22 protein-coding genes are annotated in these 24,033 nt (G+C 43.4%); 5 read left to right on the top strand and 17 right to left on the bottom strand.

Going from position 1 to position 24,033, the window contains the following annotated elements; genetic code table 11:
- Nucleotides 1-13 precede the first annotated feature (13 nt).
- From folC to truA, 3 genes are all read right to left on the bottom strand, one after another.
- Complete coding sequence (gene folC / locus FM019_RS18525) at nt 14-1,288, bottom strand: bifunctional tetrahydrofolate synthase/dihydrofolate synthase (protein ID WP_143837482.1); 1,275 nt, start codon at nt 1,286-1,288, stop codon at nt 14-16.
- Complete coding sequence (gene accD, locus FM019_RS18530) at nt 1,288-2,136, bottom strand: acetyl-CoA carboxylase, carboxyltransferase subunit beta (RefSeq protein WP_143837483.1); 849 nt, start codon at nt 2,134-2,136, stop codon at nt 1,288-1,290. The genes folC and accD overlap by 1 nt, the downstream gene beginning before the upstream one ends.
- 186 nt (nt 2,137-2,322) lie before the next feature.
- On the bottom strand, nt 2,323-3,126 hold the full coding sequence (gene truA / locus FM019_RS18535; RefSeq protein WP_260681682.1) for a tRNA pseudouridine(38-40) synthase TruA: 804 nt from the start codon (nt 3,124-3,126) through the stop codon (nt 2,323-2,325).
- Between the two features lie 184 nt (nt 3,127-3,310).
- Between truA and FM019_RS18540 the strand changes: the two genes are divergently transcribed.
- Both FM019_RS18540 and FM019_RS18545 read left to right on the top strand, forming a co-directional pair.
- On the top strand, nt 3,311-4,459 hold the full coding sequence (locus tag FM019_RS18540) for a serine hydrolase (protein ID WP_143837485.1): 1,149 nt from the start codon (nt 3,311-3,313) through the stop codon (nt 4,457-4,459).
- On the top strand, nt 4,456-5,205 hold the full coding sequence (locus tag FM019_RS18545; RefSeq protein ID WP_143837486.1) for an SDR family oxidoreductase: 750 nt from the start codon (nt 4,456-4,458) through the stop codon (nt 5,203-5,205). Before FM019_RS18540 ends, FM019_RS18545 begins: the two co-directional genes overlap by 4 nt.
- Nucleotides 5,206-5,279: 74 nt before the next feature.
- Here FM019_RS18545 and FM019_RS18550 read toward each other — a convergent pair whose 3' ends face one another.
- The 4 genes from FM019_RS18550 to FM019_RS18565 all read right to left on the bottom strand — a co-directional run bounded on the left by FM019_RS18550 (nt 5,280) and on the right by FM019_RS18565 (nt 11,705).
- Nucleotides 5,280-8,690 carry a FimV/HubP family polar landmark protein gene (locus FM019_RS18550; RefSeq protein WP_143837488.1) on the bottom strand — a complete coding sequence of 1,137 codons (3,411 nt, stop codon included), beginning with the start codon at nt 8,688-8,690 and terminating at the stop codon, nt 5,280-5,282.
- Between the two features lie 380 nt (nt 8,691-9,070).
- Entirely contained in the window at nt 9,071-10,087 is a 1,017-nt protein-coding gene (locus FM019_RS18555; protein ID WP_143837489.1) for an aspartate-semialdehyde dehydrogenase, read from the bottom strand.
- Between the two features lie 33 nt (nt 10,088-10,120).
- Nucleotides 10,121-11,245: a 4-phosphoerythronate dehydrogenase gene (locus FM019_RS18560; protein WP_143837491.1), complete on the bottom strand. Its 1,125-nt coding sequence runs from the start codon at nt 11,243-11,245 to the stop codon at nt 10,121-10,123.
- 13 nt (nt 11,246-11,258) lie between these two features.
- Nucleotides 11,259-11,705 carry a DUF3291 domain-containing protein gene (locus FM019_RS18565; RefSeq protein WP_143837493.1) on the bottom strand — a complete coding sequence of 149 codons (447 nt, stop codon included), beginning with the start codon at nt 11,703-11,705 and terminating at the stop codon, nt 11,259-11,261.
- Between the two features lie 149 nt (nt 11,706-11,854).
- On the opposite strand from FM019_RS18565, the gene FM019_RS18570 reads away from it, so the two are divergent.
- Complete coding sequence (locus FM019_RS18570) at nt 11,855-13,051, top strand: hypothetical protein (protein WP_143837495.1); 1,197 nt, start codon at nt 11,855-11,857, stop codon at nt 13,049-13,051.
- Nucleotides 13,052-13,305: 254 nt separating this feature from the next.
- Here FM019_RS18570 and FM019_RS18575 read toward each other — a convergent pair whose 3' ends face one another.
- Both FM019_RS18575 and FM019_RS18580 read right to left on the bottom strand, forming a co-directional pair.
- Nucleotides 13,306-14,172 (bottom strand): alpha/beta fold hydrolase, encoded by an 867-nt coding sequence (locus tag FM019_RS18575; RefSeq protein WP_143837496.1) that lies wholly within the window; start codon nt 14,170-14,172, stop codon nt 13,306-13,308.
- 15 nt (nt 14,173-14,187) lie between these two features.
- Nucleotides 14,188-14,943, bottom strand: a complete 756-nt coding sequence (locus FM019_RS18580) for a class II aldolase/adducin family protein (RefSeq protein WP_143837497.1) — start codon at nt 14,941-14,943, stop codon at nt 14,188-14,190.
- Nucleotides 14,944-15,031: 88 nt separating this feature from the next.
- On the opposite strand from FM019_RS18580, the gene FM019_RS18585 reads away from it, so the two are divergent.
- A complete protein-coding gene (locus tag FM019_RS18585) occupies nt 15,032-15,736 on the top strand; it encodes a Crp/Fnr family transcriptional regulator (RefSeq protein WP_143837499.1) in 705 nt (234 codons plus the stop codon).
- A gap of 37 nt (nt 15,737-15,773) precedes the next feature.
- Here the strand turns inward: FM019_RS18585 and fabB are convergent, their stop codons facing one another.
- Nucleotides 15,774-16,988, bottom strand: coding sequence for a beta-ketoacyl-ACP synthase I (gene fabB, locus FM019_RS18590; RefSeq protein ID WP_143837501.1), 1,215 nt, complete (start codon nt 16,986-16,988; stop codon nt 15,774-15,776).
- A 153-nt stretch (nt 16,989-17,141) separates the two neighbouring features.
- On the opposite strand from fabB, the gene mnmC reads away from it, so the two are divergent.
- Complete coding sequence (gene mnmC / locus FM019_RS18595; protein WP_143837502.1) at nt 17,142-19,163, top strand: bifunctional tRNA (5-methylaminomethyl-2-thiouridine)(34)-methyltransferase MnmD/FAD-dependent 5-carboxymethylaminomethyl-2-thiouridine(34) oxidoreductase MnmC; 2,022 nt, start codon at nt 17,142-17,144, stop codon at nt 19,161-19,163.
- A gap of 51 nt (nt 19,164-19,214) precedes the next feature.
- Here mnmC and FM019_RS18600 read toward each other — a convergent pair whose 3' ends face one another.
- From FM019_RS18600 to FM019_RS18630, 7 genes are all read right to left on the bottom strand, one after another.
- Nucleotides 19,215-19,949, bottom strand: coding sequence for a FlgO family outer membrane protein (locus FM019_RS18600; RefSeq protein ID WP_143837504.1), 735 nt, complete (start codon nt 19,947-19,949; stop codon nt 19,215-19,217).
- A gap of 4 nt (nt 19,950-19,953) precedes the next feature.
- Nucleotides 19,954-20,706: a FlgO family outer membrane protein gene (locus FM019_RS18605; RefSeq protein ID WP_143837505.1), complete on the bottom strand. Its 753-nt coding sequence runs from the start codon at nt 20,704-20,706 to the stop codon at nt 19,954-19,956.
- 13 nt (nt 20,707-20,719) lie between these two features.
- Entirely contained in the window at nt 20,720-21,337 is a 618-nt protein-coding gene (locus FM019_RS18610) for a FlgO family outer membrane protein (RefSeq protein ID WP_143837507.1), read from the bottom strand.
- Between the two features lie 386 nt (nt 21,338-21,723).
- Complete coding sequence (locus FM019_RS18615) at nt 21,724-21,918, bottom strand: hypothetical protein (protein ID WP_143837509.1); 195 nt, start codon at nt 21,916-21,918, stop codon at nt 21,724-21,726.
- A gap of 133 nt (nt 21,919-22,051) precedes the next feature.
- On the bottom strand, nt 22,052-22,321 hold the full coding sequence (locus FM019_RS18620; protein ID WP_143837803.1) for a YfcL family protein: 270 nt from the start codon (nt 22,319-22,321) through the stop codon (nt 22,052-22,054).
- A gap of 8 nt (nt 22,322-22,329) precedes the next feature.
- Complete coding sequence (locus FM019_RS18625) at nt 22,330-23,472, bottom strand: ATP-NAD kinase family protein (protein WP_143837511.1); 1,143 nt, start codon at nt 23,470-23,472, stop codon at nt 22,330-22,332.
- A complete protein-coding gene (locus tag FM019_RS18630; protein ID WP_143837512.1) occupies nt 23,469-24,008 on the bottom strand; it encodes an elongation factor P hydroxylase in 540 nt (179 codons plus the stop codon). Before FM019_RS18630 ends, FM019_RS18625 begins: the two co-directional genes overlap by 4 nt.
- Between the last annotated feature and the right edge of the window lie 25 nt (nt 24,009-24,033).

The following is a 24,033-nucleotide window of genomic DNA, read 5'->3' on the forward strand; positions in this document are numbered from 1 at the left end:
GTGGCAGAAATGTTCAATTAGCCAACACATTCATAACTTGGCTAACGGTGAAAAACGAACCAAATACAATCACCATATCATCCTTTTCTGCATCCTCTATTGCCTGTTGATAGGCCAATTCTACCGATTCAAATGTTAACACCTTTTGCGTCCATGTTAGCACTGATTTTAATGTCTCGTTCGGTGCACCTCGAGGTGCATCAAGTGATGCAACATACCACAATGCATCGAGGGAATTAAGGCATTTTAAACTAGTTTCTACGTCTTTATCTGCCAACATTGCCACAACAATTCGAAGAGTTTTATATGGTTGCTGCAAAATACGCTGTTTGAGATAGCCAACGGCCTGGGGGTTATGGGCAACATCTAAAAACACCTTGGGAGAAGATCTCACCTGCTGAAATCTGCCTGGTAATCGTGTCTCAGCGATTAATTTGCTAACGCTTTTATCACTAAGTGAAATGTTTAAAACCGATAACACCTGCAACGCAGTGGACGCATTTTGAATCGGAATATGTGGAAAAGGCAGTTCGGTGTAGTGCGCTTGACCATTGTGCCATTGCCAATGATGTTTATCCTTTGTGTAGGTAAAACTCTTTCCTTGCCAACTGGTGTTTGCATTAAAACGCTGGCATTCACTGACTAACGATTGCGGCGGCTGCTCATCTCCGATAACGGCTGGAATGTTGTGCCTTAAGATCCCGGCTTTTTCAACGGCAATGAGTTCGCGGGTATCCCCCAGCCAGTCTTGGTGATCAAGATCTATATTGGTGATCACCGCCAAATCTGGCTTGACCACGTTGACCGCATCCAATCTGCCACCTAGACCGACCTCAAGTAACACGTAGTCAACGTTAAAACGTTTAATTAAAACAAAAGCTGCCAGGGTGGCAAATTCAAAAAAAGTGAGCGAGATATTGCCTCTGGCTTTCTCAACTTGCATAAATGCAGCGACATGGTCTGCGTCAGTCAAAAGTTGATCATTGACCCGAACACGCTCTTTGTAATCAATTAAATGAGGCGAGCTGTATACAGCAACGGTTTTGTTTGCCATTAACAAGCCGTTTTCGATCATTCTGCACGTTGTACCCTTGCCGTTTGTGCCAGCGACAGTGACAACACGCTGTGCAGAGAAATCCAATCCAAGTTTTGTGAAAACGCTTTGTGTGCGTTCCAGTCCCATGTCGATATTTTTCGGATGGATCGACAGCAGGTAATCGGTCCATTGGTGGAGAGACCAGGATAAGTTTGGCTTATCCTGGCTGACAACAGATTTTTGCTCTGACATTAGTGCGAAGTGTGATGTAACTTCTTAAGCACACCGTGAATTTTGTCTCGCAATTCGCGACGATCAACGATCATATCAATTGCGCCTTTGTCTAACAAAAATTCACTGCGCTGAAATCCCTCAGGTAGGGTTTCTCTTACTGTCTGTTCAATAACACGAGGACCAGCAAAACCGATCAAGGCTTTTGGCTCAGCGATATTGATGTCACCCAACATGGCAAGACTGGCCGAAACGCCTCCCATGGTTGGATCGGTTAACACCGAAATATAAGGTAGTCCTTTTTTGCTCAATCGGGCAAGCGCAGCACTGGTTTTTGCCATCTGCATAAGAGAAAAAAGAGCTTCTTGCATTCTCGCACCGCCACTGGTTGAAAAACAAATCAACGGTGTGTTGTTTTCTAAACAGGATTCCACAGCTTTGACAAATCGCGCCCCTACTACCGATGCCATAGAGCCACCCATGAATGAAAATTCAAACACGGCACACACTACGGGCATCCCTTTAAGCTTGCCCTGCATGACAACCAAAGCATCTTTTTCTTTAGTCGCTTTTTGTGCTGCACTGATACGATCTTTGTAGCGTTTTGAGTCTTTAAATTTCAAAATGTCTTGAGGTTCTAACTCTTCGCCAATTTCTTTGCGATCAGCTTGATCCAAGAATGTATTGATTCGAGCGCGAGCGGTAATTCGCATGTGATGGTCGCACTTGGGGCAAACCTCTAGCTGCTTTTCCAATTCGGTTTTATACAATACAGCCCCGCAAGACCCACATTTTGTCCAGATCCCCTCAGGAACGTTACTTTTAGTCGCGGACTGAGTGCGTGGTAATATTTTTTGTATCCAACTCATTTAACTTTTCCTAAATGCATTTAAAAGCGGCATGTTTGACGCTATTTTCGCCAAATTAACAACGAAAACAATTTATCGCGCCATTAAAGCATAGTTTGCGCGAAGCAAGAAAACAAAACTGGTCTAAGAAGTCGATTTGGCGTTGCTTATAATAAAGTTCAAGGGGCCTTTTTCAAGCAAGAATACTCAAATGAATACTGGACCCAGAGGAATTTCCGGCACGCCAAAGTGTTCTGGATAAATCACCTTAACTAAATATAATCCATTCGGTTTAGCCGTGGCGCCGGCTTTGGTACGATCTTTTAATTCCAACATGTCCTGCATCCACGTCACTGGCTGCTCACCACTGCCTATCACAATTAAGCTTCCAGCGATATTTCTTACCATGTGGTGCACAAACGCATTGGCTTGAACATCTATCATGATGTATTCGCCTTTGCGTGTCACGTCGATATGTTTAAGACGACGAATGGGCGATTTTGATTGGCATAGCGACGCTCTAAATGCGCTGAAGTCATGTTCACCGACCAAACACTGGGCGGCTTCATGCATCTTTTCATGATCTAGCTGTGCGTATACGTGAGTGACACCTTTATTCATAATCGCTGGACGAAAGGGGTTATTAAAAATGATGTAACGGTATCGCCTTGCCGTTGCAGAAAAACGGGCGTGAAAATCACTGCTCATGTTTTTCACCCATTTAACGGCAATATCGTCGGGTAAGTTTGCGTTAACGCCTAATGTCCAACCTCTCTCTGGCCTTGTAACTGGTGAATCAAAATGTACCACTTGTCCTGTAGAATGCACGCCTGCATCGGTTCGACCTGCACATTGTACTTGAATAGGACAGTTGGCGACCTTACTCAAGGCTGATTCCAAATGACTTTGCACACTGGCGGCGTGAGATTGCCTCTGCCAGCCGTAGTACCCTGAGCCATCATATTCTATACCCAAAGCAACTCTTGTTAGCGCTTGTTCTTCCACTAAAATTAGTCTCACTTCATTGTGCTTACTTGAAATAAGCAATTGAGTTAAAAACGTATTGTAATTTATATTTTTAACCAGTGCACAAGTGCTTGAAACTAGACCTAATAATTACGGCCGGCAATTGACGTTAATGACCTTGAACGATTAAAGTGCATTATCGCAACCAATTGCTTTAGCCAGGATCGATATGAAGATAATTATACTGGGGATTGCGCTGCTATTCAGCGGCTTTCCACTCCATGCGCAAACTTCACCTTACTTCCCTGAAAAAGGGCAATGGCAAAGCAAATCCCCTAGTGAAGTAAATCTGGATCAAGATACACTGCAACGAGCGGTGGAATTTGCCTTAAATAACGAATATTCAGGCGCCAAAGATCTACGCAGAGCAATTTTGAAAGGGTTTGAGCGCGAACCTTTTCACGAAATACTCGGACCGACAAAAAAACGGGGCGGTCCTGCGGGTTTGATTGTTAAAGATGGCTTTATCGTTGCTAAGTGGGGTGATCCCGAGCGTGTTGACATGACATTCAGTGTGACAAAAAGTTACCTGTCAACCATTGCTGGATTAGCTTATGACAAGGGGTTGATAGATGATGTCAATTCGAAGCTCGACAACTATGTTTGGGATGGAAGCTTCGCCGGCGCTCACAACAGCCAAATAGAATGGCAGCATTTACTCAATCAATCGTCTGATTGGTCGGGTGAATTGTTTAGCATCAAGGATTGGGCTGACAGGCCGCCTAGAGAAGGCGGTTTAGATGACTGGCAAAGGCGAGTGTTAAATCCTCCAGGAACAGCCATGGAATACAATGATGTCCGGGTCAATTTGCTCGCATATTCTTTATTGCATACTTGGCGTACTCCTCTTCCACAAGTGCTCAAAAAACATGTCATGGATCCTATTGGAGCCTCAACAACCTGGCGGTGGTTTGGCTATGATCATGCTTGGGTAAATATTGATGGGATTAAAATGCAATCGGTCACGGGCGGAGGACACTCTGGAGGCGGTGTGTTTGTCTCGACGTTGGACCAGGCAAGGTTTGGTTTACTTTTCACCCGAGATGGTAAGTGGGAAAACCAACAAGTTATCTCATCAAAATGGATAGATATGGCCACTGAATCTTCACCCGCACATCAAAGTTATGGCTACATGTGGTGGATTAACAAAGGCCCAAGAAAATGGTCTGAAGTGGACGATGAATCGATATTTTATGCTGCGGGCTTCGGTGGCAATTTTGTCGTTGTCGACCAAAAAAACGATTTGCTAATTGTCACACGTTGGTTAGAACCAAATAAAATTGGCCAGTTGGTGTCTATTGTTAAGGAAGCATTATGACCCCAAATAGTATTGCAATTGTCACCGGTAGTAGCCGAGGTATTGGTCGCCAGACTGCTTTGATGTTATCAGAACAAGGCTACAAGGTGGGTGTAAACTTTATACAAGACAGAGTATCTGCCCAATCTTTGATCAATGACATTGATTGTTGCGGTGGGCAAGGTTTTTTATTACCGGGCGACATGAGTGATGAAAAAACTATTTGTGACGTATTTGAGCAAGCAGACAAACATGGTTTATTGCGGGTATTGGTAAATAATGTAGGAATTGTTGCTCAACAATCGTCACTGCTTGGCATGGACAGCCAGCGAATACACAAAATAATCGATACAAATCTGATTGGGCCCATGCTGTGTTGCCAACAAGCTGTCAAACGCATGATGGAACAAAACCCAAAAGATAAACGCTGTATTATCAATATTTCATCGATAGCAAGTAAAACGGGGTCACCGAATGAGTATGTGGATTACGCGGCGAGCAAAGGTGGCTTGGACTCTTTCACCATAGGTCTGGCGAAAGAAGTTGCCAAGTATGGGATACGTGTCAATGGTGTTCGACCTGGCACAGTAGATACGGATATACATCGACTTGGTGGTGAGCCTGAACGAGCAAAAAGCATTGCCAAAATTATCCCTATGCAGCGACCAGGCACTGCCCATGAAGTAGGCAAAACCGTTGCATGGCTTGCTTCAGATGAAGCCTCGTATATGACAGGTACAATTATAGATGTGGCAGGGGGTCTTTGAGCTTTGCATCGAGTTCGCCAAGTAAAAAGCAAAACGCCTTATTTACAAAAGCTCATATTCGAAATCTATTATCCCTAGACCAATTTTTCCAACAACTCTTTGGCTTCAGCTTGCTGTGATTCATCACCTTTTTCGAGAATCTCTTCAAGAATTTCTTTGGCCGAGTCTAAATTATCAGTTTCGATATAGGCTTGGGCAAGGTCGAGTTTTGCCCCCACACCATTATCGCCATCTACGTCCACTTGTTGGATTTCACCAATGCCTGCATAAGAATCCAACGCAGCATCTAAATTAAGTTCACGTTCGGTGTCACCATCGCTTTCAGCTTCAATACTTTCGTTGATAAGATCATCAACATCAAGAAAGTCTGACTCGTTATCTTGTGCTTCTGCGGAAGCCCCTTCACTTTCCGTCTCAGATAAAAGTGCGTCTAAATCAAGTCCAGTTTCTTCAAGGATCGCTTCTTTTTCGGCGACGTCGTCAACATCGTCAATACTTTCCAGCAGTTCATCAAAATCTGTTTTTTCAAGCTCGTCAATTGATGCGGTCTCTTCAGCTTCCGATGTCGATAACCAGTCACCAAGCCCAGGCAGATCTTCCAATTCAACATCATCTTCCTGTTTAGCGGCTGAATCCCCAGTCTCTTCTTCGAGTGAAGATTCATCGAAGGAACGCAGAGCCTCATTTAGGTCAGCGTCATCAAATCCGTCATCGTGGTCAGAGGCAATGCTATCCAAATCGCCGATACTTGGAATTTCATCATCGAGTTCAGAAATGACTTTTTCAATATCGTCGGCTCTGTCATCAGGGATGATTTCGTCGAGTTGCACTTCACCTTTTGCCTCACTGACAAGGTCTTCGACACTATCAGACTCTTCGAAACCGTTGTTTTCGGAAGATATTTCCTGCTCAAACTCTTCCAAGGCTTTATCTAATTCTGGGATATCAGCTAATTCATCAGAAGAAGATGCAGGTTCGTCACCGTCAGATGCAAGGTCATCTTCAACATCGAGCTGCCCAGCAGATTCAAGCTCTTCACTGGCATCTGGCTCCGGCGCAGACTCTTGTTCGGATTGTCCTTCTAAACTGTTGTCTAATTCCGCTAACAATTCATCTGCTGATACCGATGAAATTGATTCATCTTTGATGTTTTCTTGCTCTAGCAAAGCATCAATATCATCAATGGCTAATTCAGGTTCTTGTTGGTCACCAGATTCTGTGGCTGCCGGTTCTTCTGAGGGACTTTCTTGCTCCAGCAAAGCGTCAATATCATCAACGGCTAGTTCAGATTCTTGTTCATCACTAGATTCTGCAGACGCTGCATCCTCTGAGGAGCTTTCTTGCTCTAACAAAGCATCAATATCATCCGCTGCTAGTGCCGATTCCTCATCGACAACTTCAGCCGCATCCCCAACTTCTGGCTCTCCTTGGGAACCTGTATCTTGTTCTTTTTCACTTTCGGCAGTGCTGTCTTCAACACTTTGCAATATGTCGTCTATATTGACTTCGTCTTGTTCGGTTCCTGTCTGCGATTCTGAATCAACAGTCGGTGTATTTTCCAACAAAGACTCAATTTCATCTAAGGATTGTTCACCAAGCGATCCCTCAACAGGATCGTCGAGCATGTCGTCTAGTCCCTCAGACAGAGTATCTAATGCTTGTATGTCCATTTGTTGTTCGGCGTCTGCAGACGAAGTATCAGTATTTTCAGTGACATCTTGATCGTCTTCATCTTCTTCGAGCATGCCGCCCATTTGTTCAAGCTGCTCAATTTCATTGAGCAATTCATCCGTTACTTTGTCGAGCTGTTCGTTTTGAGAACTAATCTCTTTATCAATGTTTTGCAACATCTCTTCGTTCATCAAATCCGGATCTTCGGAGATAATAGATTCTGGTAATTCAGGCTCTGGCTGCTCTAAAAGCTCATCGATGCTGATCTCAGGTTTTTCAGGTTCATCATCAATTGCGGCTTTCGCCATCACGGGTGCTTCGCCAGCGTCAGATGCTGGTTCTGGTTGCGAAGCGGAATCCATTATTTCGTCAACATTAAGCTCTTGTGTCTGCTGCTCAAGCTCTTCATCTAATGAGGCGCCCAAGTCCTCTTCAGAAATGTCTATACCGCCATCGGTCTCTTCATCACTTGATTCGGCGAGTAATTCAGACGCGTCTTCATCTAATAAACTGTCTAACTCGGCATCTGAGCCAGATAAATCGCCAATGTCGTCACTGACTGTCGATTCTAAATCATCGAGTTCACTATCAATATCAGCCAACAGATCATCATCAGATTCATCAAATAGATTGTCCAAATCTTCCTGATCTAGCAAGCCATCATCATCATCCAGTGCGTCGGTAGCCTCCTCAATAATCGGATCTAAACTTTCATCATCTAGGTCGTCAAAACTTTCAAATTCATCGTCAAGTGCAGTGTCTAATGACTCTTCAAGTTCATCAGACAACACGTCATCAAGAAGATCTTCATCGCCGAATAAATCGTCGTCGTTGTCTTCGTCTAACTCTTCACTGAGTTCACTGGTTAAAGCGTCTGCCAAGTCATCCATTTCATCGCTTTGCTCTAACACTGCTGCATGGATCTCATCATGCGAGGGTTCCGAACTGTCAGTAGACGTTTTGTTTCTGCGAATTAGCCACATGGCGAAGCCGCCAAGTAAACTAATTGACATCAGCACAGTTAAGAAAATCAGAAAAATCGGATCGGTCAGCCAAGCGAAACTGTCACTTTCCATTTCCGCTTTACGTTGAGCTTCAGCTTCTCTGGAAATCGATAACAGCTCGTTTTGCAGGGATAACATCTGGTCCATCTGCACCTGCAGCTCTTCATCTACGCGGCCACGTAAACTTCCGATCTCTTGATCAACCGTATCCAATCTTTCGACCAGCTTACGATTTTCATTGAGAAGAGATTGAACGCTGTCGATCGACTCGGCAAATTGCTGCCGTATTGCCATAAACTGGCGATTTTGTTCCTGATCCAAAGCGGTGAGCTTTTGTTCGATAACTTCTTTTGTTTCGGTTAAATCGTCTTTGCTAGCGACCGAACTTGGCGGCGTGCTGACGACTGTTGCAGTTTCGCCTTTGGTGAAAGCTTGCCAGCTACTATCGTCTTGTTCGGCTTTTAGCCTTGCCTGCTCAGCATCGATGCGAGCAATGTAACGCTCAGAGGGTAATTTTAAGATCGCACCGTCTTTAAGATGATTGAAGTTTTGATCTTCAAACGCATCGGGATTTAGCTCATAAATCGCCTGCATGATTTGATAGACGGATAAATTTTTATTCTGCCTATAGCGATTAGCGATACGCCAAAGGGTATCTTCTGGGGTAATAGGACCATAAGTAGAACCAGATAATTGACTGCTGCTATTTTTGGGGCCTTTGATCTGTATCTGTTGAGCATCAACGGAAGCGCCTATAAAGGAAAGCCCAATGCTTAGCAAAAATAAAAACGCAACCTGTCGCACATTCATATGATTTAATCGACGCCCTTTAAGAATTATTGTTGTTGGTCATTTTCCGCCAACTTATTTATAAATATTCACTACTTTTTCGATTGTAAATTTTATCTGCAAAACTCATTCCACTATCATGCAGGAATGTCATTAGATCGCAATGCAAATATAAACCACCTGACCATTATGATCCAGAATCGTCAGGTGGAAATAATCCCAATCCTTGTTAAAAGACGACACTAATCATCACTAACATTTATTATCAAATTCAATACATGTATTTGAAGTGGTTATCGGCAATACTTAATAATCTATGATGCCTTCGCCGACATTTATTTTTAACCACAACAAAAAAGCCAGTCGAATATCGACTGGCCGTTTTATAGTGAAAGTGTGCTTTACATGTATTCGTTAACTAACACTTCAGCAATTTGAATGCTGTTGGTCGCAGCACCTTTTCTAACATTATCCGACACAACCCACATATTAATGCCGTTCGGATGAGAAATGTCATTCCTCACTCTGCCAACAAATACATCATCTTTTCCACTTGCATCGCCAATCTGCGTTGGGAAATCTTCACGATTCTCCATAAGCGTGACACCTGGTGCGTCGCGCAACAAGTTTTTCACATCTTCGGCATCAATGGGACTATGTGTTTCAATGTGGATTGCTTCACCGTGACCAAAAAACACCGGCACACGAACAGCTGTCGCGTTGACTAAAATCGAGTCATCACCCATGATCTTTTGTGTTTCCCACACCATTTTCATTTCTTCTTTGGTGTAGTCGTTATCCATAAAGACATCAATTTGTGGGATAACATTAAAGGCGATTTGGCGGCTAAAGGCTTTTGGCGTAATTTCTCTTCCGCTTAGCAAGTCCGTCGTCTGCTTAGCCAACTCTTCCATAGCTGACTTTCCAGCACCTGAAACCGACTGATAAGTCGAAACGTTAATACGGGCAATTCCTACAGCATCTTGTATAGGCTTGAGCGCTACCAACATTTGTATCGTTGAACAGTTGGGATTGGCAATAATATTGCGATTGCGAAAATCAGCCAATGCGTGGGAGTTGACCTCTGGCACGACTAAAGGAATATCTGCGTCGTATCGGTAGTGCGACGTATTGTCAATCACAACACAACCAGCCTCTGCCGCAATGGGTGCGAATTTTTCGGAAATACTGCCACCCGCAGAGAAAAAGCCTATCTGAACCTGGGACCAATCAAACTCGTCAGCGTCTAAAACGGTAATATCTTTGCCTTTGAAGGTCACCTTCCCTCCCGCAGAGCGACTGCTCGCTAAGGGATACAATTTATTCACAGGAAAATCTCTTTGCTCGAGAATTTCTATCATATTTTGACCAACTAAACCTGTTGCACCCAATACAGCAACATCAAACGCACGAGACATTAACCTATTACTCCAATAAAAGAAAAATCGCCATTATGGCGTGTTGAATCCGAGGCCGTAGATTGCCTCGGAAAGAGAATGATTTCCAGCATTTAACTTCACGTGAGCAAATTCTCTTCGAATAGCATAGTGTTTTCGGCTATAAACAAATTTATCTGCGCTGTTTACATCCTGGATAAACCTATCACTATCGATTCTAACGTTATACGTATTGAGCACCGCAGCACAAATAAGTTGTTCATTACTGGTGATATTTTGTGAAGAAATATCAATTTCAGGTGGTTTGGGCAAACAACTCTCAAAACTCAATGTTTTTGCCAAACCAAAACGGCTGCAAAGTTGCTCGTACAACATATATGTGCCTCGTGCTTTGCCTTCTAAGGAATGACCGGCGATATGAGCGGTTGCTAGATTGACCTTCCCAGCGAGTTCGAAGTCAATATTTGGTTCATTTTCCCAAACATCCAGCACGACGTTGCGCTTGGCTCCGCTTTTCAGTAAAGCTAACAATGCTTTATTGTCGACCACCTCGCCACGACAGGCATTGATCAATAATTGATTTTCGTCTAATCGATCTAACCGTGAAGCATCAAACATGTGTAACGTCGGCCAAGGACCTTCATTCACAAATGGAACGTGTAAACTGATGATGTCACATTGACAAACCTCGTCGAGACTAACCATTTGCCTTGGATCACCTTTTGCCTCTAGCGGCGGATCACAGAGTTTGGTTTTTATCCCTGTTGTAGCCAGACGTTTTTGCAGCTGAGTTCCTACATGCCCTGCACCAACGATCCCCACTGTCTTATTAAACAGCTCATGCAAATTGTCTTGGTGCTCGACCATCAAACAACTTAATACATACTCTGCAACTGCGATCGCATTACAACCAGCAGCGCTTCCCCAAGGAATGTTGCGCTGATTTAAATAGTGTTTATCAAGATGGTCTGAGCCTGCTGTGGCGGTCGCAACATATTTTAATTTGTCAGCTCGGTGTATCAATGACTCATTGACTTTAGTGGTAGAGCGCACTAACAGTACATCAATGTTATCAAGGTCTACGGCTAGAATCGTGCCGCTTGAAAAAGCCCGACAGTGCCCTAAATGTGCAAAAAAGTGTTCCGCATAAGGCATGCTATCTTCATAAAGAATATTCATTTTATGTCAGCGTCTATTCTGGTGTGTGAAAGGTTTGTTTGAATGAAAATGCATAGGCCGTATCTCCATGCTTTCGCAGGTGGTCAAGTCGCTCAATCGCTTCTTCAAGGCTTGGGATATGGCCTTGTTCTATCCACCACAATACATATGTGGCTTCTGGCGATGATTCAAACCAGCTTTTGCGATTTGCCATGAAGCTCGCGTGGTGCGTTTTAAACATAAAGTGTTTTAACGATGCAATATCTCGCCATACAGACATGTTAACGAGCATATTAGGGTCGTCAAAGAATTGGATGTTTGTGGCATCACCATTTTCATCTTGAAGGCGCCAAACGAAACCTTCCGACGCTTCGGCGGTGGCATTAACCGGCACTAAACCATCCGAAAATTCTTTCATTACTGCGCTGTCCATAGCACCTAAAGCCCGTGCAATATTCAATTGTGCCAAATGAAATTCCATTAAAACTCCTACAATCTAAGATAATCGTCACGTGTTTTTACTATTAATTTCTGCAGTATAACGAATAAGTTTATGAACCCTTTGATTTTTTGTACTACTTTATACTGATTCGACAAACTTCAATAAAAACACAAGGTGATCACGGATTTATGAGCACAATGGACGATTCACTTCATTACAACGAGTCACTAATTTTAAGTGAGTTGGAACGCCGTTTTTATTTGTATTTAATCGGAGGCGATTACGAAAAGCTTTTTTATACTTTCGATGCTGGGCAAGGTAATAATGACTTGGACGATGAACAACTCAATATGTCTCGGATTCGACTGGAAGTAGAGGTTTCTCAGCAAGATCGCCTACAAAAAGCCAGAGAAAATTATGCTGATCCAGAATACAAAGGTATTTTGGACTACATGTTAAAGTCGAGAATTAACAACAAGCTGGAGAAGCAAGATGACCTATTCGCGTCTTGCCCTGAGTTGAGAGATCTTCAACCTATACTCAAATCCTTTGGTGAGCACCAAGAATTTGACCAAGCACTGCTAAAAGACATTAACCAGATCCCGTGGTTATCGGCTCAAATCAAACGCTTTTCTCAAAACCCCGAATATCAGAATTTATTAGGCCTTAAGTCAAAAGGTGATACCAATGAGATTCTCAGTAAGCTCGGTTATCAACTATTCGTTTGGTTGTTACCGCGTTTTATAAGTGAGGTGTTACACGCTAAAATGCATCCTTCATTGCGTGATCTCGTTGGTCGGCTGAGACAGTATGGTCGATTTACCTCTGGTGCCATCGCGAAGTTGGTTGTTAGGGCAAACATTCAACAAAAAGACAAATGGATGATCTACATGTTAGCGGGTATCAGTGTCGTCCCATTGTTTTTAATCATTAATATGGTAAACGCTGAAATCAACTCACTTATTGCACAGCAAAAAGAAGCCTTATTGCAAGAAGAGCATGTCGATAAGAACAAGCTGGATGTGCTTGATAATTATGTATTTTCGAGCGATGCGATGCGGGAATTTTTGTGTCTTGAAGAGATCCTAAAACCGCATATCCTGGAGGATTTGGGCTTCGAACATTTTGACCCCATGCCATATTTGCTTGGTTACGCTGACCAAGACTCACCGCTTGCAAACGTGTTTTTTCAAGCCCGAGCCTATGCTTTGTATCGACAACTGTTTAAAACCGGCAGAATACACCCGCACGAAACAGCAATATTTTTGCGCAAACACAAAATAGATAAGACTCTTCTGCATCAGCTTAACGAGTTCGATTTGACCTCAATTGCAACGCATATAAACCTATTTCAGTCTATGCTTGCGTTCCATCAAAAGGGCTAGTCTGCATAAATAACCCCAATCCCGGATAAGCAACGCCTGTAAGCACCGCTATTTATCCCCCTATCTTCGTTATTCATTATGCGTTTAGAGCGACTAGACAACATAATTCTCGCCTTGATAAGGGAATAAATCACGGCACTTACCTATTAAAAACCAATATCAAAATGACGATAGCTTCTATGTCATTGATAAAGCTTTAAAAACTAAGCAATTCCGACATTTCTTATCCAGAATTGGGGTTAAATAGATAGCGATTAGCATTGTTGTTGAAAATGTAAAAATTCTTTTAGAACCAATTCTGGTTGCTCCAGTTGTGGATAGTGCCCACAATCTAATTTGCTACACATTGCATGAGGAACTTCTCGCTCAAACTGCTCAACCATATGCAGCCCTGAGATAGGATCGTGAACCCCATTGATAAAACAAAGTGGCACCTGCGTGTTTTGCATGGCGTCCACCCACCTTTGTCGATAACGTTGTCGTTCATCGATATAAGTGAGCAAACTGGGTAATACTCGCTGACCTTTGTTGAAACCTAACAACTCCCAAAGCACATCAATTTCATATGATTTAGGAGGCGTGTGGGGACCAAAAATCTTATTAAACCCTCTTTGCAGGGCGCTCTTTCCCATAAATTTGGCGACAAGTGGACCCAAAGCACTTTTGAGGATTTTTTGCGTCATGAGCGGACGGTGGGATTCTGCAAATAGCCCACCATTTAGAAAACATACCGACTGGATATCCAGTTCAATTTCTTGATTAAAATGGCGAGCTAACACTTCTTGTGTAACAGAGTCACCATAATCGTGAGCCAAAAAATGTGCCTGTTTAACAGAAAGGAATTTCAATAACGCGACAACCAAATCGCCTTGCTCAATCACGCTGTAACGATGGGGGTGCGGCTTAGCCGAAATCCCGTAACCAAGTAAATCCAGGGCAATAACTTTATACTGCTTGGTGAGAGCTTCGAACAAAGTATGCCAATCCCATGCAGCACTGGGAAAGCCATGCACCAACACCAAAGTTGGTCCCTGCCCCGCTTGCCAATAGGCAATTTTGTGCCCACCAAAATCAAAGTTTTGACTATTTTTTCGATAGGCGGTTAAGTCAGAATAAGGCATTAATAGACCGTGCTTTTATTGTTCATAACCCGGGTTTATTCTGTCTAGTTTTCTCAAAATACCGGGCCAGGCTAAAGCACCACCCGCAGAACGCGTGACTTGTTCTCCTTGAGCTTGGATACCTTGTAATATCACATCAGGAATTTTAATCATTTCCTGTCCTGTGGCCTGGGCTTGCAGTTGTATTTCACAAGAACGTTGCAACAAAAACATAAACAAAAAGGTATCAGCGATGCTTTCGCCGCAAGTCAATAAACCATGATTGCGTAAAATCATAAACACCTTATCACCCAAGTCAGCAACTAATCGTTTTTTCTCATCCGGATTTAACGCCACACCTTCGTAATCGTGATAGGCCAAAGATGACAAGGCAAACAAAGACTGCTGACTGTAGGCCTGCAATCCGTCTTTCAATGTTGAAACTGCGACACCGGCGTTGGTATGCAAATGTAAAACACATTTGGCATTTTCTCTAGCTTCATGGACGGCACTGTGGATCGTAAATCCTGCTGGATTAATATTGTAATCAGTATCCATCACAATGTTGCCTTGTAGGTCAACTTTCACCAAAGAAGAAGCGGTAATTTCTTCAAACATTAAGCCGAAGGGATTAATCAAAAAATGATGCTCTGGTCCAGGTACTCTGGCGGAAATATGCGTAAAAACTAAATCATCCCAACCATAATGGGCAACAATACGATAGCAAGCTGCAAGGTCCACGCGGGCTTGCCACTCTTCTTCACTTACTCGATCTTTCACTGACAATGTCATCTGTGTTCTCCACAAAGTAGTAAATCCTACAGTACGCGAAGAAAATCCAGTAGACTGTCGTCAAATTGACAATTCAACGGGAGATTGTATGGAAAAACAACATATCGAAATGATGTTCAAGCGCAATGCCTGGTTTACACAATTGCCCGAAGATGTCATTCATTCACTGGTTTCTATGAGTAAAACTAAGCATTTAGCAAAACACCAACAGTTACATGCGAAAGGTGATGAAGCTGATGGATTGTACTGTGTATTGGACGGAAAAATCCGCGTGAGCAACGTGAATATGCACGGCAAAGAAATGGTATTAACTTGGTTAGAAAGCGGCAGTTGGTTCGGTGAAATCTCTTTATTTGATGGTTTACCCAGAACCCACGATGCCCATGCGGAGCAAGACACTCAATTATTGATGCTGCCCAATACAACGTTCCAAAAGCTGTTACGCAAACAACCTGAGCTCTATCCACATTTTATGCGCCTGCTTTGTCAAAGAATTCGAGCGACATTCGCTCTGATAGATGAAACGGGTGGATTGAGCTTGTCTGGTCAATTGGCTAAGAGGCTGCTCTTATTGGCTAGTGGATTAGTAAACGGACTACCCGATGACAAAGCGGACAATGGAAATCCAATAATCAAGGTTTCGCAAGAGTCCCTCGCACAGATGATCAATAGTTCGCGACAAACAGTGAACAAGCTGCTCAATGAGCTAAAAAAACAAGGGGTTATCCACAATCAATACGGTGGCATTGAAATATTAGATGTCAATGCTCTAAAAAAGCTGAGTGAGATATGATAAAAAAGGACGAGGAAGAACCTCGTCCATTGATAGGTTACGCTTTATATTTTTTCAGCACTAGTGTTGCGTTAGTGCCACCAAAGCCAAAGCTATTTGACATGATTGTAGTGAGTTCACCAGCGCGCGTTTCCGTGACAATATCTAATCCTTCAGCGGCATCGTCCAACGTATCGATGTTGATTGATGGCGCAATAAAATCATTTTCCATCATTAAAATGCTATAAATGGTCTCATTCACACCAGCGGCACCCAATGCATGGCCGGTCATCGATTTGGTTGAGCTAATTGCAGGGCTATCATTGCCAAATACTTCTTTGATCGCAGCAAGCTCTTTGACATCCCCCACAGGCGTAGAGGTGCCATGGGTATTCAAGTAATCGATTTTGCCTTCGACTCCTTGCATGGCCATTTTCATGCATCGAACCGCCCCTTCACCAGAGGGCGCAACCATGTCTTGACCATCTGATGTTAATCCATAGCCGACAACTTCAGCATAGATTTTTGCGCCACGTGCCAATGCATGTTCAAGCTCTTCAACAACGACCATACCGCCGCCACCAGAACTAACAAAACCATCACGATTAGCATCGTAAGTACGAGAAGCGACTTCGGGCGTATCATTGTATTTTGATGAAAGAGCACCCATGGCATCAAATTGAACCGATAGGGTCCAATGTAATTCTTCGCCGCCGCCGGCAAACACTACATCTTGTTTATTGAGTTGGATTTGTTCCAGCGCATTGCCAATGCAATGTGCGCTTGTTGCGCAGGCCGAAGCGATAGAATAGTTAGTTCCTTTAATTTTGAAAGGCGTTGCTAAGCAAGCTGATACAGTGCTGGCCATGGATTTTGTCACCATGTAGGGCCCAACACGTTTCACGCCTTTATTGCGCAATATATCTGCAGAATCAACCTGACTTTTTGATGATGCACCACCCGAACCTGCGATAATTCCGGTTCGAACATTTGACACTTGGTCTTCGCTCAAACCTGAATCTTCAACTGCCTGCTGCATCGCAATATAAGCGTAAGCCGCCGCGTCTCCCATAAAACGTAACTGTTTACGGTCAATATGCTCAGAAAAATCGATATCTACTTTTCCCCAAACTTGGCTGCGCAAGCCCATTTCCGCAAACTCGTCAGAAAAGGTAATACCTGAGCGGCCTTGTTTGAGAGACTCCAATACTTCTTGTTGATTGTTGCCGATACTCGAAACAATACCGATACCTGTAATGACAGCTCTTCTCATAAATCACCTTTTTTCACTTAAAACTCGAACAATTTTGCCGCATATAGTAATGATTTTGCAGACTGAACTGGTCTGCTCTTATGCGAAATGGGATAATATTTCCATCTTAAGTGGATTTTTGCCATAACTCGAACACTTTTCTGAGGAGTATCTGTGCCATTACGGCCCGCGCAAATTACCTTCAATACCGAAGGAACCCCTGTCGCATCGGATTTTGATGATGTCTATTTTTCCAATCACAATGGCTTAGAAGAGACTCGTTACGTTTTTATCCAAAATAACAACTTACTTGATCGCTGGAAACCTCACACAAATAGTTGTTTTGTCATCGCTGAGACGGGATTTGGTACTGGCTTAAATTTTTTGGCCACCTGGCAAGCTTTTATGTCACAAGGCATAAAAAATACACATCAGGAAAAAGCCAATCATAGATTACATTTTATAAGCGTTGAAAAGTTCCCATTGCAGAAGCACGACTTGATGGCAGCTTTGGCAAAATGGCCTGAATTAGGGATTCATTCAGAGCAACTTTTGGCCCAGTATCCTGACCTAGTAGAAGGCTGCCACCGACTCGAATTTGAACATGGCAAAGTCATACTGGATTTATGGTTTGGCGATGCTGCGGATGTTTTCCGTAACATTCACAATTTCCAAGATGGCCAAGTTGATGCCTGGTTCTTAGATGGCTTTGCGCCTAGCAAAAATCCTGACATGTGGAATGATAATTTATTTCAACAAATGGCCAGACTAAGCAAGGTTGATGCAACGTTTGCGACCTTCACTGCAGCAGGCTTTGTTAAACGGGGTTTAGCAAACCAAGGTTTTAACGTGAATAAGGTCAAAGGATTTGGCAAAAAACGAGAAATGTTGACGGGTGTTTTCACCCAACATGATGTTCCTCGTCAAACTGCTCAATATTTTTATCGAAACCCGCTAATAACCGATAAAAAAGCACTCAATGTTGCGATTGTCGGCGCAGGATTGGCCGGTGCGAATATCGCTCTATCACTCATTCAAAGAGGTTGCAAAATCACCCTTATCTGCGAAGAGGATGAAGTTTCCCAAGGGGCATCAGGCAATCCACAGGGAGGTTTTTATCCTCAACTAAACGCGCAGCTAAATATCACAAGCCACATTCAAGCTTTATCCTTTGGTTTTGCTAAAAGGCGATATCAACGATTGTTGGATGACGGATTTGATTTTGCGCATCAATGGTGTGGTGTGCTGATGTTAGCGTTTAAAGACGAAGTGTTAGCCCGCCAGCAAAAACTTCTAAAAAGTTGTTTGTGGCCTGATACCCTTATCAGCGCCCGCAGCCCAGAGCAAAGCAGCAAATTAGCCGGGCTGCATTTACCCTATCACGGTTTATTTGTTGAAGCTGGCGGATGGCTGAGTCCTCCGCAACTTGTAAAACAATTAATTTGTTGTGCCCAATCAATTGGGGAATGTGAAGTGTTCACCGGTCAACATATTGATGAAATAACACCCAATTCGCTTGACGATGGTCAAGGTTGGTCGCTGAAATTAGGTCAACAATCTCGCAGCTTCGACAGTGTGGTGATTGCCACAGGTGCAAACACTCATAAAATTGCAGCGGCGCAACACTTGCCGTTTAATTTAGTGCGCGGTCAAGTAGAAGCCATCCCATCAACTCCGCCACTTTCCAACCTCAAAACGGTACTTTGTCATAAAGGTTACCTCACTCCTCAATATGAGGGGTTTCACGCGCTAGGGTCTACTTATATTAAGCGGGATACAAATATCGAATACAGAGCTGAAGAGCAAGACATTAACCTGGCGACGCACCAGGCATCGCTAGCTCAGACTGATTGGGCAAATTTACTTGAAGGAAAAGGATTGGGGCGCGCGGCGATAAGATGTGGACTGCCAGATCATTTGCCGGTTGTCGGTGCGCTTTTTGATCAAGCAGTACAAAAGGTGCAATTTACCGATTTGTATAAAGCTTTGCCTTTGCGAGCCTACCCTATTGCCGAAGATAAAAACGGCTTATATATCTTCACGGGGCTAGGCTCTCGAGGGTTAACTACCGCACCGCTGATGGCTGAAGTGTTAGCCAGCCAAATGACTCAACAACCGTTGCCATTGCCCAACCGCCTTTTGAGGGCATTAAACCCTAATCGTTTTTTAATTAAAGATCTAATCCGCCAGCAATAATCTTGTCCAGAAGGTTTTACAAGCGGTTAGCGTATCCAACCATTAAAATGATTAGTCGCTCACAACAATAATGTTTGGTTGCAGTGAGTCGACCACAAAATGCGGGATCAAAAGTGTGGCACTCGACACCACAATTTTGGAACTCAAATCAACGATACGGGCATTCACGCGGACACCTTTTTCGTTGCGTATCAAGGTGCCTGACAACACAAAATCAAGCGCCATTGACGAGGCTAATCGCTGCGCATCACGTGAAAATACCATGTCACCGGCAGCACCTACACTAATTGCGTTGGTGAGTTTAAAATCAACTACTGGCACGCCAAAACTCTGCACTTCGCTTATCAGCAGTTCGGCAAGTTGATTGCCTAGGGCTCCAGCGTCGTTTAACTGGGCATCAAGATTCACAAATGATGCCACACCAACGCGACTTTGGGTTGTCAGTTGGCGTCCATTTTTAACCAACTCCATGCTAAGCTGCTCGGCGTAGTCAGTCAGCGACTTATGACTAAATTTTGGATAATAAAGTGTATTTGGACTCTGATAGTAAACAACCTGTTGACGCTGTGCTGATTTAGCTTGTTGAGTCAACATTTCACGACGTTCTGCACGATAACGAATACCGGTATCTTGCGGTGCAGGAGGCGGGGTCACGGATTCTTGCATTTGCTCTTCAGATTCAGAGGGTGCAGAAAATAGATCAGCAAAAGAAAAACCATTGCTGGCACAGCCCGTCAACGATATAGTCGCAGCAGATATTAAGAGAAGTCTGGTCAATGGCTTCATTCGCCTACTCCCCTTGGGTCAACTTAACCCCATCAACCATGTTGTGCTCACTGGGAAGCAATGCATCGACTACATAAAATGGCATCAACATCTGTGCAGTGGCAACGACCGCTTTAGATTCTAAACCTAATATTCGAGCATTTACCAAATAGCCGCTTTGATGCTTGGTTAACGTGCCAGTCAGTATATATTGAATTGGCGCTCGATCAGTCAATTCCAGGAAATCTCGGGTTAATAAAAAATCACCATGATCGGTCACACGGATGTAGTCCGTCGCTTTGTAGTCAATGACTGGAATTCTAAATTTATGCAGTTCATGTATGAAGGACTCCGACAACTGGTAACCAAGCAAGTTGGTGCGTTGTAAATCACTGTCAATCAATGCAAAGTTGGTCACACCTACGGGTGTTTTGTCGGTCAAATATTCCATATTAGAAATTAAGTCTTGCGTCATACTTTGTACGTAATCACCAACGTGCTTACTCAATAGTTTGCCGTTTTGCCCACTATTGCCGCCATATACGGAATTTGCCGGCGCACTGCCATACAAACTGGCTTGAGCACTTGTTCCAGACTGAGAATAATCAATGTCCGCCGTATTAGGATCAGACATTACATTGACTACTTGCAATCTTGACGTCGCTTCAGGCGACGCATTTTGTGAAGGTTGTTCACTGCCCCATCCAGAAAACATTGAAGAGCTTGAGCACCCTAGAAGCATTGATGCCGCCGCGATGGATAAAATTAGTTTAATCACAATAATGCCTCATTTACGAATCTGTTCGGTATAACATGCCACCGCGAGTGGTGACGCTTTCACGCTCCCAAAACAATTCAGCTGGGAAAAATTTAGTCGCAGAAGCCACTACATCTTTGCTTTCAACATGAATGATGCGTGCATTGACAATCGCACCTTCCTGCTGTTCTGTGATGGTTCCAGCGATATAAAAATCGACATTCTGTAGCGGCGCCAGCCGATTAACATCCCGACTCATCACATATTCTGAATTGTTCGTTATTAATATATCGTTTGTAACTTTATAGTCTTGAGTAATAAATCCTCTGCGACTAGCCTCAGTAACTAACCCTTCTGATAGCTGATGACCCAACAACATCATGGAATGTTGGTGATCAGAAGCGTGTTTCAAACTGCCAACAGGCACAAAACTCACCACAGCAAAGCGAAAGTCTCTATCAGGTCTGATTCTGGAAAAAAGTTCATCCGCCAATTGCGAAGTATGGTATTCAACATTACCCAATGCTGGGACTTGACTGAAATCTTCAACGGTTTGCTGGGCCACAGTATATTGCTCCGGCTCAGTAGATGAGCAAGCAGCCATTGCCATCAAGATCGATAGCATAAATGCTTTCAAATAAAAGTGTGCCATTGGCTGTCCTTTTATGTTTTGGATCGACTATATGCGATGCAAAAACTTAACATTGATAATTTGGTTTCACGTAAACGCCAATCAGATTCAACTCTGCACGAGTCCTTTTCATCGACTACGTAAGGTTTAAAAGTCTTTAACTATTGGAGATTCAGCAATAATCGCGCCAACAAACCACGAATATTAAATAGGAGTGAAAAGCAGCTAAAAAGCCTTAACTACAGGTACTCTAGCCTTAACATTATGTGCCTAGCACTTTAGCAAGCAATTAAAAAACCGAAAATGTATACGACATGCGGCAAACTTTTTCCTGCAGCGGCAAGTAGCTTATCTGAGTTGGATAAAGTTGGATGTAGAGAGATTGAGTAATTTCTTTCAGAAACACTCTAAAGGCGCTTTACATCGTCAATCAGTGGCCAGACATCTTCAAGAGGTAGACCTTCAACCAACTGAAAATCGTCTGTTCGAAGATGAATTCGGTGATTTTCGATAATCATGAACACACCAAACTCGTCTTTGCCGTGAGGATTAAAAATTACTTGCGCATGGTTTTTGATTAGCTTGTTCAAGTCCATTTTCATAGAGATTCAGTCCATGTAAAAGTACAAATTCTAAACAATAATAGTTGCTTTAACGCACTGTACCAACTTTTAGATCAACCTAAAAGGTCCTCTTGCGTATCAAGAGCGGTACTCTGAATTCAAGCCATTGCAACTAGTTTTTAATATCTGACCATAACGTAAAGACTTTATGTTGATCCCTTTGTTCAAGTTCTTTGTTGGCAAATGCATCATTTAAGTTGCTAAGTAAAACGTCATTGAGGATATTCAAACAGATATTATCTGACTGCAATACCTGACTCACAGCTAGAGAAAAATGCCCATGTAAATAACTGGCGATAAATAATTCGTCATCACTTCCACTAACCACTACCTCGTCAAGTTTAGCTTCAGCTTGGTCAACAAAGTGATTAAATGCGATCATATCCAAAACTAATTTTCCTCGTCTGGGTTGGCAATAGGATACAAAACCTGATCGCGATAACCGGTGACAATCGGGATCAAGCCACTTAACTGTGCATCTAATAGTGGGTCGCCGCTGTCGCTTATGAGCGGGCGTCCTTGTAACGATTCCAACTTGGTTTTGGTCGCTACGACTATAATGTTCTGACGCCCAATCTGGCGAATAACCTCGGCACTAAGTTGCTGATTTCCGCGTCCCAAAATATGCCCCTGCCCTCCAATCAATGTGATCACTAACTTACTTGAGGAGTGTTGCACACATTGCAGCAACTCTTGTGCGGTTGCGTCAGATTTGACTAGCTGTTGATCGCGGACAATATCTACGCCGAGCAACGTATTGGACAAACCCAGTTCTTCCATGATGGCGTTGACTGTGGAGCCAGATCCCATCACAAACGTCGTTTCTGGTTCGTCTTGCATCATATCGGTAATATGCGCTGCAATGTCGGCTAGCACTAATTCTTGGGATTCCTTTCCTCCCATTTTTACCGCTTGAATATAGCGAAGCTCTGTGGGAACACGCATCTCACCATAATACTGAGCTTGAACTTTTCCTTGTCGGAATTTTTGTTCGTCGATATCTTTAACCTCGGCTTCATTCAAGCTAACGATGTCTCCCTCGACCAACATTTTGACAACTCTACCCGCTGATTTGGGGGTGATCGCATAAACGCCTGAATGAATCTTGCACCCCGCGGGGATCCCTAAAACCGCGAGTTTGTTTGCTACGACATCAAACAAATTTCTGGCGGTTCCGTCGCCTCCGGCAAAAAGTAATAAATCAACATCTTGTTTAATCATTGCGCGGGCGGCATTTTGTGTGTCTATGGCTTCTGTCTGTGCATTGTCAGGGCCATATACTACTTCTGTATTAAAGCCAAGAGTGCGACAAATATCTTCTCCCATCTCACCTTCTGCGGTGTATATCACCAATTGGTCAAGGAGGTCGGTCAGCTCTAGTAAGGCTAATTTGGTCTTTTCATTGGCTTTTTTCACTGCGCCCATGGCCAGCGCTTTTTCTCTGATAAGGGCACCATCACTACCTTTAAGTGCCAAGGCGCCCCCTATCCCTGCGAAGGGGTTAACGATTAAGCCAAGTTTAAAGGTTCTCAAAACGCCCCCTCAAGACTGTATCGCCCTGTGGATTTTTCAGCGCTCTGACTTGAATAAAAAGCATCCAATACATCTAAAAATCGTGCTGCTCTGGGAGGAAAGCCTTGTTGTCTTAATATTGTCAACTGCTCTTCAACCTGTTTTGCAAAGCCTTCTCTGTCTGCTTCGACGCCATTTAAGTTGTCAGTGCTAACCTGAAATGGGAACCTCGCTGCTAGACTAAAGGCACACTCAATGGCCTGAGGTTTTACCTCTACTTTTTCAAAATCAGCTTGTTGGATTGCATTTCTGCCATCTGGACAATACCAATACCCGTAATCTTCAAGTTGCCTGCGCGCCCGTCCCGCAATGCACCAATGCGCAATTTCATGCAAAGCACTTGCGAAATAACCATGGGCAAAAACAATTTGATGATAGTCGCGGGCATCTGAAGCTGGCAGATAGACGGGCTCGTCCTCACCTTTCACCAGTCGCGTATTGTCGCTTTGCGAAAACGTTTGGTTGAAAAGTTGGATGAGATCTTGATAGTGATGCACGTTAAACCGATACTACATTTTGAAG

Source organism: Aliiglaciecola sp. M165 (assembly GCF_007197995.1).
Classification (GTDB): Bacteria; Pseudomonadota; Gammaproteobacteria; order Enterobacterales; family Alteromonadaceae; genus Aliiglaciecola.